17 protein-coding genes are annotated in these 16,153 nt (G+C 39.1%); 9 read left to right on the top strand and 8 right to left on the bottom strand.

Annotated elements, in window-relative coordinates; translation table 11 throughout:
* Window positions 1-19: 19 nt before the first annotated feature.
* From lysS to O3633_RS10055, 5 genes are all read right to left on the bottom strand, one after another.
* Window positions 20-1,510, bottom strand: a complete 1,491-nt coding sequence (lysS, locus tag O3633_RS10035) for a lysine--tRNA ligase (protein WP_371621183.1) — start codon at window positions 1,508-1,510, stop codon at window positions 20-22.
* Between the two features lie 140 nt (window positions 1,511-1,650).
* Window positions 1,651-2,271, bottom strand: a complete 621-nt coding sequence (locus tag O3633_RS10040; RefSeq protein WP_049548941.1) for a histidine phosphatase family protein — start codon at window positions 2,269-2,271, stop codon at window positions 1,651-1,653.
* Window positions 2,271-2,753 (bottom strand): aminoacyl-tRNA deacylase, encoded by a 483-nt coding sequence (locus O3633_RS10045; RefSeq protein WP_049548942.1) that lies wholly within the window; start codon window positions 2,751-2,753, stop codon window positions 2,271-2,273. Before O3633_RS10045 ends, O3633_RS10040 begins: the two co-directional genes overlap by 1 nt.
* The gene (locus O3633_RS10050) at window positions 2,753-3,595 is read right to left on the bottom strand and encodes a DUF368 domain-containing protein (protein ID WP_371621184.1); all 843 of its coding nucleotides are present in this window, start codon (window positions 3,593-3,595) and stop codon (window positions 2,753-2,755) included. The genes O3633_RS10045 and O3633_RS10050 overlap by 1 nt, the downstream gene beginning before the upstream one ends.
* A 109-nt stretch (window positions 3,596-3,704) precedes the next feature.
* On the bottom strand, window positions 3,705-4,508 hold the full coding sequence (locus O3633_RS10055; protein ID WP_371621185.1) for a glycoside hydrolase family 25 protein: 804 nt from the start codon (window positions 4,506-4,508) through the stop codon (window positions 3,705-3,707).
* Between the two features lie 155 nt (window positions 4,509-4,663).
* Between O3633_RS10055 and glmU the strand changes: the two genes are divergently transcribed.
* From glmU to O3633_RS10095, 8 genes are all read left to right on the top strand, one after another.
* Window positions 4,664-6,043 (top strand): bifunctional UDP-N-acetylglucosamine diphosphorylase/glucosamine-1-phosphate N-acetyltransferase GlmU, encoded by a 1,380-nt coding sequence (gene glmU / locus O3633_RS10060; RefSeq protein WP_371621186.1) that lies wholly within the window; start codon window positions 4,664-4,666, stop codon window positions 6,041-6,043.
* Between the two features lie 9 nt (window positions 6,044-6,052).
* Window positions 6,053-6,616 carry an NUDIX hydrolase gene (locus O3633_RS10065; protein ID WP_371621187.1) on the top strand — a complete coding sequence of 188 codons (564 nt, stop codon included), beginning with the start codon at window positions 6,053-6,055 and terminating at the stop codon, window positions 6,614-6,616.
* Window positions 6,609-6,920 carry a cell wall synthase accessory phosphoprotein MacP gene (macP, locus tag O3633_RS10070; RefSeq protein ID WP_060955683.1) on the top strand — a complete coding sequence of 104 codons (312 nt, stop codon included), beginning with the start codon at window positions 6,609-6,611 and terminating at the stop codon, window positions 6,918-6,920. Before O3633_RS10065 ends, macP begins: the two co-directional genes overlap by 8 nt.
* 10 nt (window positions 6,921-6,930) lie before the next feature.
* Window positions 6,931-7,626: a 5'-methylthioadenosine/adenosylhomocysteine nucleosidase gene (locus O3633_RS10075; RefSeq protein ID WP_371621188.1), complete on the top strand. Its 696-nt coding sequence runs from the start codon at window positions 6,931-6,933 to the stop codon at window positions 7,624-7,626.
* 292 nt (window positions 7,627-7,918) lie between these two features.
* Window positions 7,919-10,207, top strand: coding sequence for a DNA helicase PcrA (pcrA, locus tag O3633_RS10080; protein ID WP_371621189.1), 2,289 nt, complete (start codon window positions 7,919-7,921; stop codon window positions 10,205-10,207).
* 313 nt (window positions 10,208-10,520) lie between these two features.
* Window positions 10,521-10,781, top strand: coding sequence for a SemiSWEET family transporter (locus O3633_RS10085; protein ID WP_049529651.1), 261 nt, complete (start codon window positions 10,521-10,523; stop codon window positions 10,779-10,781).
* A 105-nt stretch (window positions 10,782-10,886) separates the two neighbouring features.
* Complete coding sequence (locus O3633_RS10090; protein WP_049529652.1) at window positions 10,887-11,588, top strand: response regulator transcription factor; 702 nt, start codon at window positions 10,887-10,889, stop codon at window positions 11,586-11,588.
* Window positions 11,585-12,463, top strand: a complete 879-nt coding sequence (locus O3633_RS10095) for a sensor histidine kinase (RefSeq protein ID WP_049529653.1) — start codon at window positions 11,585-11,587, stop codon at window positions 12,461-12,463. Before O3633_RS10090 ends, O3633_RS10095 begins: the two co-directional genes overlap by 4 nt.
* 39 nt (window positions 12,464-12,502) lie before the next feature.
* Here O3633_RS10095 and O3633_RS10100 read toward each other — a convergent pair whose 3' ends face one another.
* The 3 genes from O3633_RS10100 to O3633_RS10110 form a co-directional block, all read right to left on the bottom strand.
* Window positions 12,503-13,261, bottom strand: coding sequence for an ABC transporter permease (locus O3633_RS10100; RefSeq protein ID WP_049529654.1), 759 nt, complete (start codon window positions 13,259-13,261; stop codon window positions 12,503-12,505).
* A gap of 10 nt (window positions 13,262-13,271) precedes the next feature.
* Window positions 13,272-14,180 (bottom strand): ATP-binding cassette domain-containing protein, encoded by a 909-nt coding sequence (locus O3633_RS10105; protein ID WP_371621190.1) that lies wholly within the window; start codon window positions 14,178-14,180, stop codon window positions 13,272-13,274.
* A gap of 269 nt (window positions 14,181-14,449) precedes the next feature.
* The gene (locus O3633_RS10110; protein ID WP_371621191.1) at window positions 14,450-15,259 is read right to left on the bottom strand and encodes a Cof-type HAD-IIB family hydrolase; all 810 of its coding nucleotides are present in this window, start codon (window positions 15,257-15,259) and stop codon (window positions 14,450-14,452) included.
* A 179-nt stretch (window positions 15,260-15,438) separates the two neighbouring features.
* Between O3633_RS10110 and O3633_RS10115 the strand changes: the two genes are divergently transcribed.
* Window positions 15,439-16,110, top strand: a complete 672-nt coding sequence (locus tag O3633_RS10115; RefSeq protein WP_371621192.1) for a CPBP family intramembrane glutamic endopeptidase — start codon at window positions 15,439-15,441, stop codon at window positions 16,108-16,110.
* The last annotated feature ends 43 nt before the right edge of the window (window positions 16,111-16,153 follow it).

The raw sequence follows: 16,153 nt of genomic DNA on the forward strand, positions 1-16,153 counted from the left end.
TGACTAGGAGATTTATATTTTATTTCATAGTTGGGAAGAGCAATACATCACGGATAGTAGTAGTATCAGTGAGGAGCATACAGAGACGGTCGATACCGATTCCCAAACCACCTGTTGGAGGCATACCGTATTCAAGTGCTTCGATGTAGTCGTAGTCAATGCCAGTCGCTTCGTCGTCACCAAGTTCTTTGGCTTTAGCTTGGGCTTCGAAACGGCTAAGCTGGTCGATTGGATCATTCAACTCAGAATAGGCATTTCCGTATTCTTTAGTCATAATGAAGAGCTCAAAACGATCAGTAAAGCGCTCATCTTCAGGATTTTTCTTAGCAAGTGGTGATACAGCTACTGGGTGTCCATAGACAAATGTTGGTTGAATTAATGTTTCTTCAACAAATTCTTCAAAGAAGGCATTGATGATTTGTCCCACTTCTGTGTAGTGTTTTTCAACCGGAACATGTTTTTCATTTGCAAGGGCTACGGCTTCGTCGAAAGTCATAGCTTTCCAGAAATCAACACCTGTAATTTCCTTGATTGCATCAACCATGTGTACACGTTTAAATGGTTCGTTAAGCTTGATTTCAGTTCCTTGATAGATAACTGGACCTTCACCTTTAACAACTTTTGCAACGTGTTGGATAATGCCTTCAGTCAAATCCATGATGTCTTGGAAATCAGCATAGGCTTGGTAAACCTCAATCATGGTAAATTCAGGATTATGAGTTGCATCCATTCCTTCGTTACGGAAGATACGGCCAATCTCATAGACGCGTTCCATACCACCGACAATTAGACGTTTGAGATGAAGTTCTAGAGCTATCCGAAGCACCATATCAATGTTTTGAGCATTGTGGTGTGTAATAAATGGTTTGGCAGCAGCCCCACCGGCCTCGTTGTGAAGTACAGGTGTTTCTACTTCAAGGAAACCTTGAGCATCGAGGTAGCGACGGATTTCAGAAATGATTTTTGAACGTGTGACGAAGCGGTCAAAGCTTTCACGGTTAGAAATCAAATCAAGGTAACGTTTACGGTAGATTGTTTCAACGTCTGAAAGTCCGTGGAATTTCTCAGGCAATGGACGAAGGGCTTTAGACAAGTGCGTGATATGAGTCGCCTTGATAGAAAGTTCTCCCATATCTGTACGCATCACTTCCCCTTCGACACCAAGGAAGTCTCCCAAGTCAGCCTTTTTAAAGATTTCGTAGTTTTCTTCACCGACGGCGTCTTTACGAACGTAGATTTGAATTTGACCTTCGCGGTCTTGAAGGTGGGCAAATCCAACCTTACCTTTACCACGTTTGGTAACAAGACGACCTGCAATAGTAGCAGTCTCGTTCAATTCATGTAGTTGTTCCTTATCGAGGTCAGAATATTTATCTTTTAATTCTTGTGAGTTAGCAGTGCGTTCAAATCGTTTACCGAATGGATCGATTCCTTGTTCGCGGAGCGCAGCCATTTTTTCACGGCGAACGATCTGCTGGTCATTTAGTTCTTCCATATGTTCTGTTGACATGGTTTCCTCCTAGTTTTTACTCAATTCTTAATACGATGAGTCTTTTTTGCGATACTCCCATTTTATCATAAAAGTCAAATAAATTCACGGATATTCTACAAAATCTAAAAAGAACTTAACTGTGATTGTTAAGTTCTGTTCTAATTCTGATAAGAAGTGTCGTTCCAGACTAAGAGGGTAAAGTTTTTAAAGTCTTTCGTTTCGACAATAGTCACACTGGCATTTGCTAAACCACCATCTTTTCTAAGTAGTGGAGTATCATAGCCTAGAAGAGTTCGAATACTGGCTGTGAGATTGGCCCCGTGACCAACAATCATAACATGTTCAAAAGGTTTGGACTCTAATGATTTGATAAATTGAATGGTACGTTGAGTTGTTTGATAGACAGACTCTGCTCCAAACATAGTCGAATCGAATTTTGCTAGATTGGTACGAAAAGCTTTTAATTGCTCGGGATAGATGGCTTCCAAGGTTGCAAATTTTGCACCTTCAAGTTTTCCAAGTTGCCATTCTCTTAGTGAGGGGATTTCTTCTAATGGACAGCTGTCTTTCAGTTGACTTTGGATAATTTGAGCAGAAGTTTTAGCCCGAGGAAGATCACTAGAATAAATCACATCAAATGGAGTTTCCTGGAGATACCGACCTAGTTTTTTTAAGATTTCAATAGATTCATCTAAGAGTGGAGAATCCCCACTCGCTCCTTGAAAACGTCCCTCCAGATTCCAAAGTGTTTTACCGTGACGAATAAAATAGAATTTCATTAGTTACTTGCCTCCAAGATATCTGCAAATTCAGCTTTAACAAAGGATGCTAAATCTTGAGGATTGATAATGATACTATGACCAACCTCCCCTGCAGAAACAATCATTTCATTCAGTTGAAGAGCAGTTTGGTCGATAAAGATAGGATAGTTATGTTTTTGACGAATCCCAACTGGATTATTGGCACCGTGGATATAGCCTGTTGTTTTTTCTAGGTCTTTTTGTGGAATCATGCTGACTTTCTTATTACCAGAAATCTTAGCAAGTTTCTTTTCAGAAAGATGTTCAGTGATAGGAAGGATGCCGATAATGGGTCCAGTCTTATCTCCCAGAAGTGCTAGAGTCTTGAAAATCTGACTCTTTTCATAACCTTGAGGCATCTCACCTTCCAGGGCATTAATTTGAATACCTGTATGGTTTATTCCTGCCTTGGTTAAAATTTGTTGGACCAAGGTTTTCTTGACTTTTACTTTTTTTGCCATTATTTATACTTATCCTCCAATTGACTCATCCAGATTCCCAACCAAATCCCTAGTGCGAAGAAGAAAGCAATCAGTACATATGAAACTAGTGACAAACCACTGTAACTGATACTTTCAGCATTGCCAGCGTTTGGAATAAGGATCAAAAGTGTACTTGATAGTACAATTCCAATGATAAAATGATACACACGTGAGTGATATAGGCGAAGAGCATAGTCCATAAATTTTGAGAAAATAATCAGAGTGATAAGAAGTCCAATCCCAATTGGTAAGAAGGTTCCTAACAAATCAAAAGTCTTGAACCCTGTTAACATAGGGCCATAAAGACCAAGGATCAAGAGAAGATTGGAAGGACTAAGCCCTGGAACCAAAATACCAAGCGCCAACAAACAACCAGCCAATGTAAAGTTAAGAAAGCTTGCAGATAGAGAACCAACTACAAAATTCAAGGCATAGAGGGCGATACCTGAGATGATGAAGGTTGCCCAAAACCATATGTGGTCAACCTTATCTCTATCAGAATCACGAGTTGATTCTTTGACAAGACTTGGGATGGTACCAATGATAGCTCCAGCAAAACTCCACAATACGTACACTTGATAATTCTCTAAAAGGTACTCGATTGGATAGGAGAAAAGTCCGATACCTAGAAGCATCCCAATGCCGACAGGAAGGAAAAAGAGCACATCTTCTTTGAAATTCTTAAAAGGATGGGCAAGAAAACGAATCATTCTCTCATAAATTCCCAAGATAGCGGCAAGAACGCCACCAGAAATCCCTGGTAGAATGAAACCTAGGGCAATTACAATTCCCTTAATAATTTTTGATAACCATGATAACATAGAGGTCCTCCAAGATTTATATTCTATATAGATAAAACAGTGATTTAATACTGAAAAATAAAGAAAAGCAAGCAGAAAGCAATGTCTGACTTGCTTATTGTGATAGTGATTAAGGATTCAAAAATAATTTTCTAAAGGTTTCTTCCTTGTTCTTTGATGAAGAAATAAGGTTCAAATCGAGGTGATGTTCAAATCCACCAAGATTTCCATGTGAAGTGTATTGGTGAAGATCATAGTCAAGATCTGTTTTTGGAGCACTTTCATAGTAACCTGAGTTGGTTCCATAGGAAGGTATCCAGATAGCCGAGTAATTATCAACGTTGATACTATGTTCCTCCATAAAGTAAACACCAACATAGATACCAATATTTTTTGCTCCCAATGAAGCTAATTTGGAACGAAAGGCCTCAACGCCCTGATTCATGTCAGACATAGTCTTTGCTTCAACATCAAGCCAATAGTAGCTAGGATTGTAAGGAGAAGCGGCGTTATAGAAGGCTTCAGCAGCTTTTTCCATTTCTTCGACATTTTTTCCAGCTACATAGGCGTAAACAGCAACTGGAACATTTCGTTTTTGGAATTCAGTGATATGTTCTTTATAAGCCTTATCGACTCCATTTTTGAATGAAGCATCGTTTTCATCAATAGAAACTTGAGCTCCACTATGAACCCGAACAATCGCACCTGAAATATTTTGAGTTAAGGTGTCATAATTGATCTCAGATGGTCTTTGCCAGCCAGAAACATCAATAATCGGCTTGTTGATATTATGTAAAGCTTGAGTTTCTACTTGAACTGGATTTTGCTTTGTTTTGATTGGATGGTCTTCAAACTTGGGTCTGTTAATGATTAAAATACCCACGATAGTCGCTAATACAGTAAAAATAAAAACAGGATTTATTTTCTTTCTCATACTTTTATAGTGTATCGTAAATGGTGAAAAAAATCAAAAAAAATACTCGAAATCATGTAGAGAATGCGATGTTTTAAAGCATTTGCCCTCTTTTGTGTTTGAATGAACAAATTTATGATATAATATAAGGGAATTTCTATAGAAAAGAGAAAAATATGGCAAATTATGCAGTTATTTTAGCAGCGGGTAAAGGTACTCGTATGAAATCAGATCTACCAAAAGTCATGCACAAGGTTGCAGGAATTTCTATGCTGGAGCATGTTTTTCGTAGTGTAGGGGCAATCAAGCCTGAAAAAACAGTAACGGTTGTTGGTCATAAGGCAGAGCTAGTTGAACAAGTTTTAGCTGGTCAAACTGATTTTGTAAGACAGTCTGAGCAATTAGGAACTGGTCATGCGGTTATGATGGCTGAGCCAATTCTTGAAGGACTTTCCGGACAAACATTGGTTATTGCTGGTGATACACCACTAATTACTGGTGAAAGTCTAAAGAACTTGATTGATTTCCACGTTAATCACAAGAACGTAGCTACAATTCTTACTGCAGAAGCTGAAGATCCGTTTGGTTATGGTCGTATTGTTCGTAACGAGAATGCTGAAGTGCTTCGTATCGTGGAGCAAAAGGATGCGACTGATTTTGAAAAACAAATCAAGGAGATCAATACAGGAACCTATGTCTTTGATAATGCTCGTCTCTTTGAAGCACTTAAGAATATCAATACCAATAACGCTCAAGGCGAATACTACATCACTGATGTTATCGGCATTTTCCGTGAAGCAGGGAAAAAAGTTGGTGCCTATACTCTGAAAGACTTTGATGAAAGTCTCGGAGTTAATGACCGTGTTGCCCTTGCGACAGCTGAAGGCATTATGCGTCGCCGTATTAACCAAGCGCATATGGTCAATGGGGTTAGTTTTGTGAATCCTGAAGCTACTTACATTGACATTGATGTTGAAATCGCTCCAGAAGTTCAAATCGAAGCAAATGTAACCCTCAAAGGTTCTAGTAAGATTGGTACAGGAACTGTTTTGACCAACGGAACTTATATCGTTGATAGTAGTATCGGAGCAGGAGCAGTGATTAACAATTCAATGATTGAGGAAAGCTCAGTTGCTGATGGCGTTACAGTTGGTCCTTATGCTCATATCCGTCCAGGATCAAGCCTTGCAAAAGATGTGCACATTGGAAACTTTGTTGAAGTCAAAGGTTCAAGCATCGGTGAAAATACAAAAGCTGGTCATTTAACTTATATTGGTAACTGTGAGGTTGGTAGTGATGTCAACTTCGGTGCAGGAACGATCACTGTAAATTACGATGGTCAACACAAATTTAAAACAACCATTGGAAACAATGTTTTCGTTGGATCTAATTCAACTATCATTGCTCCAGTAGAACTTGGAGATAACTCTCTTGTTGGAGCAGGTTCAACCATTACTAAGGATGTCCCAGCTGATGCCATTGCTATTGGACGAGGTCGTCAAGTCAATAAGGATGAATATGCAACTCGCCTCCCTCATCATCCTAACAATAAATAGGAGCTAACGATGGAATTCGAAGAAAAGACTATAAGTCGTAAAGAAATCTATAAAGGACCAATCTTCCAATTGGTTCAAGACCAGGTTGAACTACCTTCTGGCAAAGGTAGAGCGCAACGTGATTTGATTTTCCACAATGGAGCAGTTTGTGTCCTTGCAGTCACTCCAGAAAATAAGATTGTCCTTGTTAAACAATATCGCAAGGCAATTGAAAAAATCTCTTATGAAATTCCTGCAGGTAAACTTGAAATCGGGGAGAATGCAGATCCAGAAGCAGCAGCCCTTCGTGAGTTAGAGGAAGAGGCAGCCTATACTGGAAAATTAAGCCTTCTCTATGATTTTTACTCAGCGATTGGATTTTGTAACGAGCGCTTAAAACTTTACTTGGCAAGCGATTTGACAAAAGTTGAAAATCCTCGTCCTCAGGATGAAGATGAGACTTTGGAGTTGCTTGAAGTCAGTCTTGACCAAGCTAAAGCACTGATCCAGTCAGGAGATATTTGTGATGCCAAGACCATCATGGCTATCCAGTACTGGGAATTACAAAAAAATAGTGGAGGAACCCATGGGTAAACCTTTATTAACAGATGAAATGATTGAACGTGCCAATCGAGGAGAGGACATCTCTGGTCCTCCCTTGCTAGATGATGAGGAAACTAAGATTTTACCGACTTCTTCTCAAAATTTTGGTTATTCACGAACCAGAGATCATGGTTTTAGCCAGGATACACTGACCATCGAAGTTGAACCTTCTATTCACAAAAGTCGTCGGATTGAAAATACTAAGAGAAATGTCTTTAATTCTAAATTGAATAAAATTCTATTTGCAGTTATTTTTCTCTTGATTTTGTTAATTCTAGCAATGAGATTTATCTAAGGGGTCTATCATGAAAATTGGAATTATAGCAGCTATGCCAGAAGAGCTAGTTTACTTGATTCAACACTTGGACGATGCCAGCGAAGAAAAGGTTCTGGGAAACAGCTATCATACTGGTAAGATTGGTTCTGTCGAGCTTGTACTTGTAGAGAGTGGAATCGGAAAAGTCATGTCTGCTATGAGTGTCGCTATCTTAGCAGATTACTTTCAGGTGGATGCAGTGATTAATACTGGATCTGCTGGTGCAGTGGCAAATGGGATTGCAGTAGGCGATGTAGTGATTGCAGACAAGCTTGCCTATCACGATGTTGATGTGACTGCCTTTGGCTATGATTACGGTCAAATGGCGCAACAGCCTCTCTATTTTGAATCAGACAAAAAGTTTATCAGTTTGATTCAAGAGAGTTTGTCTAAACTGGAACAAACTTGGCATTTAGGTTTGATTGCGACAGGAGACAGTTTTGTTGCTGGAGAAGATAAAATCAAAGCGATAAAAGAGCACTTCCCTCAAGTTCTTGCTGTAGAGATGGAAGGGGCAGCTATTGCTCAAGCAGCTCACGCTTTGAACTTACCTTTCTTAGTCGTTCGTGCCATGAGTGACAATGCCAACCATGAAGCATCCGTTTCCTTTGATGAATTTATCGTAGAAGCAGGACGTCGTTCTGCCCAAGCCTTAATGACGCTTTTGCAATCTATAAAGGATTAATAGAATAATTACTGAGAGTGGGACAGAAATCGGTAATTCGTTAGAATTCGATTTCGCCGTCCCACCTCCGCACAGTTGAGTAGGGCTGTAAAAGCTGATGAAATCAGCGTAGTAGAGCCCACTCAACCACTGCGTCTTGCTCGACAATCAAAAGAGAATTGAGAGGCTAGGACTTTTGTCCCAGCCTCTTCTTGTCTTGCCAACTAAAATAATCAGAAGAGTTCTAAGAAAAGTTATTTTTCTGCTTTTTTGATATAATAGAAACATTGACTTGAAGAATAAGGAAGAGAAAATGAACGAATTACTAAAGGGAATGAATGACCGTCAAGCTGAGGCTGTTCAAACGACTGAAGGTCCGCTGCTGATCATGGCGGGTGCTGGATCTGGTAAGACTCGTGTTTTAACCCACCGTATTGCCTACTTAATTGATGAAAAGTTGGTAAACCCATGGAATATCTTGGCCATTACCTTTACCAATAAGGCGGCACGTGAAATGAAGGAGCGTGCTTATGGACTCGATCCAGCTACTCAGGACTGTTTGATTGCGACCTTCCACTCTATGTGCGTGCGTATCCTACGTCGCGATGCGGATCACATTGGCTACAATCGCAATTTCACGATTGTGGATCCAGGGGAGCAGCGGACGCTCATGAAACGTATTCTCAAGCAGTTAAACTTGGATCCTAAAAAATGGAATGAACGGGCTATTTTGGGAACTATCTCCAATGCTAAGAATGATTTGATTGACGATGTGGCTTATGCTGCCCAGGCAGGTGATATGTACACGCAAATTGTAGCTAAGTGTTATACGGCTTACCAGAAAGAACTTCGTCAGTCAGAGTCGGTGGACTTTGATGACTTAATCATGTTGACCTTGCGTCTCTTTGACCAAAATCCTGATGTTTTGACTTATTATCAGCAGAAGTTCCAGTACATCCACGTTGATGAGTATCAAGATACCAACCATGCCCAGTATCAATTAGTCAAACTCCTAGCTTCACGCTTTCAAAATATCTGTGTAGTTGGGGATGCAGACCAGTCTATCTATGGTTGGCGTGGTGCTGATATGCAGAATATCTTGGACTTTGAGAAGGATTATCCTCAAGCCAAGGTTGTTTTGTTGGAGGAAAATTACCGCTCAACCAAGACCATCCTCCAAGCTGCTAATGACGTTATCAAAAACAATAAAAATCGCCGTCCTAAGAATCTATGGACTCAAAATGCTGATGGGGAACAGATTGTCTACTATCGTGCTGATGATGAACAAGACGAGGCAGTCTTTGTAGCCAAAACCATTGATGAACTTGGTCGAAGTCAAAACTTCCTCCACAAGGACTTTGCAGTTCTTTACCGTACCAATGCCCAATCTCGTACGATTGAAGAAGCTTTGCTTAAGTCCAATATTCCTTATACCATGGTTGGTGGAACAAAATTCTACAGCCGTAAGGAAATTCGTGATATTATCGCTTATCTGAATCTCATTGCCAATTTGAGTGACAATATCAGTTTTGAACGCATCATCAATGAACCTAAACGTGGCATTGGTCCTGGAACAGTAGAGAAAATTCGTGACTTTGCCAACCTACAAAACATGTCTATGCTAGATGCTTCAGCTAACATCATGTTATCAGGAATTAAGGGTAAGGCCGCCCAGTCGATCTGGGATTTTGCCAATATGATTCTTGATTGGCGGGAGCAACTGGACCAATTAAGCATTACTGAGTTAGTAGAAACAGTCTTGGAAAAGACAGGCTACGTGGATATTCTCAATGCCCAGGCGACTTTGGAAAGCAAGGCTCGTGTTGAAAATATCGAAGAGTTCCTTTCTGTTACCAAGAACTTCGATGATAATCCAGATAATCAAGAAGAGGAAACTGGCTTGGATAAGCTCAGTCGCTTCCTCAATGACTTGGCCTTGATTGCAGATACAGACTCTGGCAGTCAGGAAACATCAGAAGTAACCTTGATGACGCTCCATGCTGCCAAGGGACTGGAGTTTCCAGTTGTATTCTTGATTGGGATGGAAGAAAATGTCTTTCCGCTTAGTCGTGCAGCAGAAGACATGGATGAATTGGAAGAAGAACGCCGTCTAGCCTATGTTGGTATCACGCGCGCAGAGAAAATTCTCTATCTGACTAATGCTAACTCACGCTTGCTGTTTGGTCGAACGAACTATAATCGCCCAACACGTTTTATCAATGAGATTAGTTCAGATTTGTTAACTTATCAAGGTTTGGCACGTCCAGCTAATAGTAGCTTCAAAGCATCTTATAGCAGTGGTGGTATCGCCTTTGGTCAAGGCATGAGTCTAGCTCAAGCTCTACAAGATCGTAAACGCAACGCAGCACCAAGATCAATTGAATCAAAAGGACTACCTTTTGGACAATTTGCTGCTGGATCAAAATCAACTTCAAGTGAAACCAGCTGGTCTATTGGTGATATTGCCCTTCATAAGAAGTGGGGCGAAGGAACTGTTCTTGAAGTGTCAGGTAGTGGATCAACACAGGAATTAAAAATCAATTTCCCAGAAGTCGGTTTGAAAAAACTTTTGGCCAGTGTTGCACCGATTGAGAAGAAGTAAGTTATCTAAATGAATAAGATTGAGGTTGAGACAAAAGATTCCGACCTCACTTTTTATTAGCAATCAAACTTTGACGCGGTAGCTGATTGAACTTTTTGTTCGTCTTTTAGACTCCAAAAAGCTCCTAATCATCCTCGCGGGGCTGGGACTACGAAATCGAGACTTTGTCTATCGATTTCTGTCCCACCGCCATTTTTACGAATACTCTTATCACAATCTTGTGATAATTTACATTTTCATAACAAAAAGTTTTTTTGCTCACACGATTTTAAAAATAGTGTATAATTGAGACTGTTTTTGAAAGGAGAAGAAAATGTCTGAAAAACAAATGAAAATTTTGGGTTGGATTGCAACCTTTATGTCTGTAATGATGTATGTCTCTTATATTCCACAAATTATGAATAACCTTGCGGGTCAAAAAGGAAACTTTATCCAACCAGCAGTAGCTGCACTTAACTGCAGTCTTTGGGTTTACTACGGTCTCTTTAAAAAAGAACGTGATATTCCTTTGGCAGCAGCTAATGCACCAGGTATCATTTTTGGACTTATTACCGCATTGACAGCTTTAATTTAATATAGCTAATGAACTCTTCTTCGTATTTAAGCATGAAGGAGAGTTTTTCTTTATCCGAAATTCCTAAAAAAACATGATATAATACTATTAGAAAGGTTGGTGTTTATGGCTAGAATACTTATCGTTGAAGATAATAATGAGATTCAAGAAATTTTGAAAACTCTTCTTTCTGAGGAACATGAGGTGATTCAAGCTTTTTCTGGTACCGAAGGGATGATTCGATTTGAGCAAGGTGGCATTGATCTAATCTTGTTAGATATTATGCTTCCAGGCAAAAATGGCGATCAAGTTTTAAAAGCCGTTAGAAAAGATAGCTCAGTTCCTGTCATCATGCTAACTGCCTTAAGTGATAAGAAGCTCATCAGCCAATATCTCTTAGATGGTGCCAATGATTATATCGTAAAGCCTTTTGATTTGGATGAAGTTTTTGCTAGGGTTACGGTTCAATTACGTCAAAATAGTGATAAGCAATCAGCTGAAATCGAACATCCTAACAAGTTGATTCAACAGTTAAAAAATATTCAATTTGATGCAGATAGTTTTGAAATCAAAAATAGCCAGGAAACTATTCGCCTAGCTAAGAAAGAATGTTTGATTCTCCAAACCTTACTGGGATATCCTAAGAAAATTTTCACGAAAGAAGAACTCTATGAGCTGGTCTGGGAGGATACTTATTTACCAGGCGATAATACTCTCAACACTCATTTAAGTAATCTCCGTAAAAAATTAGGCCAACTGGATCCAGAGCAAGAGTATATTGAGACTATCTGGGGAGTTGGTGTTCGGTTAAAAGGAGATGAGCAATGATCTACATTTTACTATCTTTACTAGTGCTGGTCATTATCCTATTGACGATATGGTTGATTCGCTATCATCTAGCACTCGTTAACTTGAGCCAACAGATTGAAGATAAGATTCTGACTGGAAGTATGAAGAGAATCGGAGTGTCAACTTTCTCCAAGGATTTTTTACATCTTTACCAGCAAATCAATCATCTCTTTCAAGAAGTTGAGCAGTCACGCTTGATTATGAAGCGTGAAAAACAGACTTTAGACATGGCTATTAGCAATATTGCCCACGATATTCGAACTCCTTTAACGATTGCGTCGGGTTACACTCAGCAATTGCTTAAAACAGAAAATCCTGAGTCTGAGAGTTTGAAAAAAATTTCCCATCATCTCAATCAAGTTTCAAAACGTCTAGAGGCTCTTTTGGACTATCGTCGGTTAATGGAAGGAGCAGTTAAACCTGACTTATCTGAGTTAGAAGTCTCGACATTTATGACGCAAAAATTGCTGACCTATTATGATTCTTTTCAGACGGCAAAGATTGACCTTGATTTGCAAGTAGAACCAGGTTTGTATTTACTGACAGATTCGGATTTATTAGACCGTATGTTGCAAAATCTCATTGGCAATGTTTTAAAACATGGTAAGGATGAAGCGAGATTTTCTTTGAAGGAAGTGGACAATCACATTTGTTTGGAAATTTCAAATCTGGTCAAACAACCCATTCGCAAAATTGAAAATCTCAGTCAGCGATTTTACTCTGAAAATCTCTCAGATACAGAAGAATCCTCTGGTTTAGGTCTTTATATTACTGAAGAACTATCTCATCTCCTTGGAGCAGAACTACAACTAAGTACAGATGGTGCTTGGTTTACAGTTAAGATCCTTTTTTAAAACAAGAAACCTCCTCTTTTTGAACAGAGGAGGTCATTTTTATAAGCTTTTCTTCTTGAAAACAGCAAGTCCACTAACGGTAAAGAATAGAATAACAGTCACTGTAACGATAATGGTGTATAGAACAGCCTGACTATAGGCAGTCATGGCATAGGCAACATTTAAGGATAAATAGCGTAAAATTTCGATATCTGGAAAGATAAGCATCGGCGTTGAAAGCAAGATAGAACTGATTAAATAGCCAATGAAAACAGCCAAATAGGAATGAGTCACATAGAGAATGAAAGAAATAATGGAAAGCCAAGCAAGAAGGCAGAGGAATTGAAGGCCGATCGTTAGAAGGAGATTGCCAATAAATCCTTCTGGCATCGTTCCTACCCCGTTTAGGATAGTTGCTGGTACGAAAGCAATAACTAGGCTAATAAGAATTTGCATTAGAGCGATACTGGCTAATACAACAGACTTAGCTAGGAAGAATTCTGTACGAGAAACTCCCACTGTCAAACTGTTTTTATAGAGTTTTCCGATAAGATCAACTCCCAGAACGAGGCAAGCAAGGATAATACAGAGAAAAACGAGGTTTGAACCTTGACTAGATGCGTTAATCAGGGCTTGCACACCATTCCAACCTTGGGTTGGAATTTCTGATTCTGGGGGCGTTGTATCAACTGACATTAGATGTCCTGTAGCCCCAATAGTAGCTCCCATTAACATGAGTGCAAAGAGAACAATCTCTGTAATCCAAAAACCTTTGGAACGGAAAAGACGGTAAAAGTCTGCTTGAATTGTATGAATCATGTTCTTCCTCCTATTTTACTAATTGTGTGAAGTATTCTTCAAGATTTTGACGAGCATAGTAAATCTCATCAACAGCGACATCTGCTAGAGTAAGTTCTTTGAGAATTCGTTTGACATCTTGTTCATGGCTAAAAATATGAATCTCATTATCTGAATTAACAACTTTAAATTCAAGACGCACTTTGTCTTTTAAGATTTGACTAGCTTTTTCTTTTTCACTTGTTTTCAGAACAATATAGTCTTCATTGAGTGTCTCAAATTCGGCCTTACTGATTTCTCGAATGATCTTCCCTTGGTCCAGAATTCCAAAGCGATTGGCAACAAGATAAAGTTCTGACAAGATATGACTAGAGATGAGAATGGTCATTCCTTTCTCTTGATTCAGACGTTGAATCATTTGACGAAACTCTTTGATACCGATTGGGTCGAGACCATTGATGGGTTCATCAAGGATGAGAAAGTCTGGTTTTGATAGGAGAGCAATAGCAATACCTAGACGTTGTTTCATCCCAAGAGAGAAATCTCGAAAAACTTTTCTACCTGTATCTGTTAACCCTACATACTTTAACGTTTCCTGAATGACTTGATCAGCATTTGGGATATGTCGAATAGTACAATAATATTTAAGATTTTGATAGGCCGTTAAATGATTATGAGCTACTGGAGATTCAATGACTGAACCTACTCGAGATAGGGCTTTTGTGCATTCCTTATAACTTTGACTGGAAAAGAGGGAAATAGTTCCATGATCAGCATATAATAATTGGGTAATGATTTTAATCAGAGTAGTTTTACCAGCACCATTCTTTCCGATAAGCCCATAGATATCTCCTTCTTTCACTGAGAGATTAAGATCTTGTAGAATAGGTTGTTTGCCAAATTGTTTGGACAAGCCATGGATTTCGAGGACTGTTTTCATAGTTTTCTCCTTTAACCTTTAATACTCAATGAAAATCAAAGAGCAAACTAGGAAGCGAGCCGCAGGCTGTACTTGAGTACGGCAAGACGAAGCTGACGTGGTTTGAATTTGATTTTCGAAGAGTATAAGATGTTTTATTTTTATAACTCTAGTATAAAGCATAGATATCAAAGAATCGTCAAGCATTTCTAAAGTGTTTCTAAAGTTTTTTAGTTTCTAAAAATAAAAAGCCCAGTTGGCTAGAAATACTAGTTGACTGGGCTCATTTTCTACAAAATATATTTCTCAATGGCGCGTGCAACACCCTCCTCTTCATTGCTAGCAGTGACGGCATCCGCGAGAGATTTGACATAGTCGCTGGCATTTCCCATGGCAATCCCAAGCCCTGCAAATTCTAACATCTCAATATCGTTATTGGCATCACCCATTGCCATGATTTCAGAAGCTTGGATATCCAAAATCTCAGCCAAACGAGAAAGAGCAGAAGCCTTGGTTGTACCGAGTGGCATTGCTTCATAGATAACTGGTTGTGAACGAACTCCGCTAAATCTCTGACAAAGTTCATCAGCAAATCGTTGTTCAAAATCATCTGTTTGTTCTTTTGTACCTAAGAACATACCCTGGAACATGCGATATTTACCACTGGTAGCTTCCTCTAGTGAAATTTTAGTCAGGTCAGAAAAGACGAGTGTCGCATCGTATTTTACGATAGGATTTGGTTCGCCTCCGAGAACGAAGTAGTGTTCCTCGTCAAAGAGAGTTAACTGAACCTCACTTTTTTCTGCAAGGTCATTCAGGTATTCAATGTCTGATTTGCTAAGTTCTCTCCAGTTAACCAGTCCCCAATCACTAGTTTGGTGGGTAGAACAACCATTGTTGACAATAACGTATTCATTCTGCAAATCAAGACCGAGTTTCTTGTAGTAGGGAAGAACTCCAAAGAGAGGACGACCAGTACAGAGAACCAGTTTGACGCCTTTTTCGATAGCCTTATGAATGGCATCAATATGAGCCTGAGGAATTTCTTTGGCTTCGTTGAGCAGAGTTCCGTCCATATCAAGGGCAAGTAGTTTAATCATAGTAGTTCCTTTTCACGAGTTTTGCTTATATTATAGCATAATTTAGTGGAAATAAGGATTACTATGTCAATTTAGGACGTTTCAATTACAATTCATGATTGGAAGAAGCTTTTTTGCAAATATATGCTATACTAAACTCGCAACATACTGATAGTGGATAAAAAAGCAGAGGGTTTATCATGAAAAGAAGAACAGTACAGATTTTACTAGCCTTATTGGTAATCATTTATAGAAAGACTTGGTTTTGGTGGATTTTTAATCACTTTACAGCTAGATTTGTAGCTGCTAGTCGAGAATTTTTTCAAATTCTTGCTTTTTTAGAGTTTAGCGTTACTCTTCTAGCTATGCTATATTTACTAGTATTCGAAGGTAGAAAAATGCTTGAGTTGAAGTGGAAATGGAGATATCCAGTTTATTTGCTTCTTGCTTATGGTGTCAATTATCTTTTAGATATTGCATGGCCCTTTTTAACCCCAGCAACGTCCAATCAAATCGCTTTAAATGAATTGACTGAGATGACAGGGCGACAAGAGTTACCTTATCTTTTACTTATTGTTTGTCTGCTAGGACCAATTACAGAAGAATTGGTTTATCGAGGAGTTCTGATGAATACATTTTTGAAAGATTCACCTTGGTATGGAGATGTTTTACTATCAGCCTGTGTCTTTGGCTATGTGCATGTCAGTTCAGGTTTAACACCACTCGCCTTTTTCACCTATGCAAGTGGTGGAGCAATTTGTGCATTCCTCTACCGAAAAACTCATTCTCTCTATTACCCTATTTTACTTCATATCATGATCAACATCACTGCATCTTGGGATTTATGGGTAAATCTATTTTCAGGAAGCTAGTGCTTATCAATCAATGCCGGAGATTTCCGGTATTTTACTTTTT

Source organism: Streptococcus sp. 27098_8_22, from assembly GCF_041432415.1.
Taxonomy (GTDB): Bacteria; Bacillota; Bacilli; order Lactobacillales; family Streptococcaceae; genus Streptococcus; species Streptococcus pseudopneumoniae_M.

Bases quoted from the DNA above. Each gene is read 5' to 3' on its own strand.
- lysS (WP_371621183.1), bottom strand. From the start codon at position 1,510: ATGTCAACAGAACATATGGAAGAACTAAATGACCAGCAGATCGTTCGC.
- O3633_RS10040 (WP_049548941.1), bottom strand. From the start codon at position 2,271: ATGAAATTCTATTTTATTCGTCACGGTAAAACACTTTGGAATCTGGAG.
- O3633_RS10045 (WP_049548942.1), bottom strand. From the start codon at position 2,753: ATGGCAAAAAAAGTAAAAGTCAAGAAAACCTTGGTCCAACAAATTTTA.
- O3633_RS10050 (WP_371621184.1), bottom strand. From the start codon at position 3,595: ATGTTATCATGGTTATCAAAAATTATTAAGGGAATTGTAATTGCCCTA.
- O3633_RS10055 (WP_371621185.1), bottom strand. From the start codon at position 4,508: ATGAGAAAGAAAATAAATCCTGTTTTTATTTTTACTGTATTAGCGACT.
- glmU (WP_371621186.1), top strand. From the start codon at position 4,664: ATGGCAAATTATGCAGTTATTTTAGCAGCGGGTAAAGGTACTCGTATG.
- O3633_RS10065 (WP_371621187.1), top strand. From the start codon at position 6,053: ATGGAATTCGAAGAAAAGACTATAAGTCGTAAAGAAATCTATAAAGGA.
- macP (WP_060955683.1), top strand. From the start codon at position 6,609: ATGGGTAAACCTTTATTAACAGATGAAATGATTGAACGTGCCAATCGA.
- O3633_RS10075 (WP_371621188.1), top strand. From the start codon at position 6,931: ATGAAAATTGGAATTATAGCAGCTATGCCAGAAGAGCTAGTTTACTTG.
- pcrA (WP_371621189.1), top strand. From the start codon at position 7,919: ATGAACGAATTACTAAAGGGAATGAATGACCGTCAAGCTGAGGCTGTT.
- O3633_RS10085 (WP_049529651.1), top strand. From the start codon at position 10,521: ATGTCTGAAAAACAAATGAAAATTTTGGGTTGGATTGCAACCTTTATG.
- O3633_RS10090 (WP_049529652.1), top strand. From the start codon at position 10,887: ATGGCTAGAATACTTATCGTTGAAGATAATAATGAGATTCAAGAAATT.
- O3633_RS10095 (WP_049529653.1), top strand. From the start codon at position 11,585: ATGATCTACATTTTACTATCTTTACTAGTGCTGGTCATTATCCTATTG.
- O3633_RS10100 (WP_049529654.1), bottom strand. From the start codon at position 13,261: ATGATTCATACAATTCAAGCAGACTTTTACCGTCTTTTCCGTTCCAAA.
- O3633_RS10105 (WP_371621190.1), bottom strand. From the start codon at position 14,180: ATGAAAACAGTCCTCGAAATCCATGGCTTGTCCAAACAATTTGGCAAA.
- O3633_RS10110 (WP_371621191.1), bottom strand. From the start codon at position 15,259: ATGATTAAACTACTTGCCCTTGATATGGACGGAACTCTGCTCAACGAA.
- O3633_RS10115 (WP_371621192.1), top strand. From the start codon at position 15,439: ATGAAAAGAAGAACAGTACAGATTTTACTAGCCTTATTGGTAATCATT.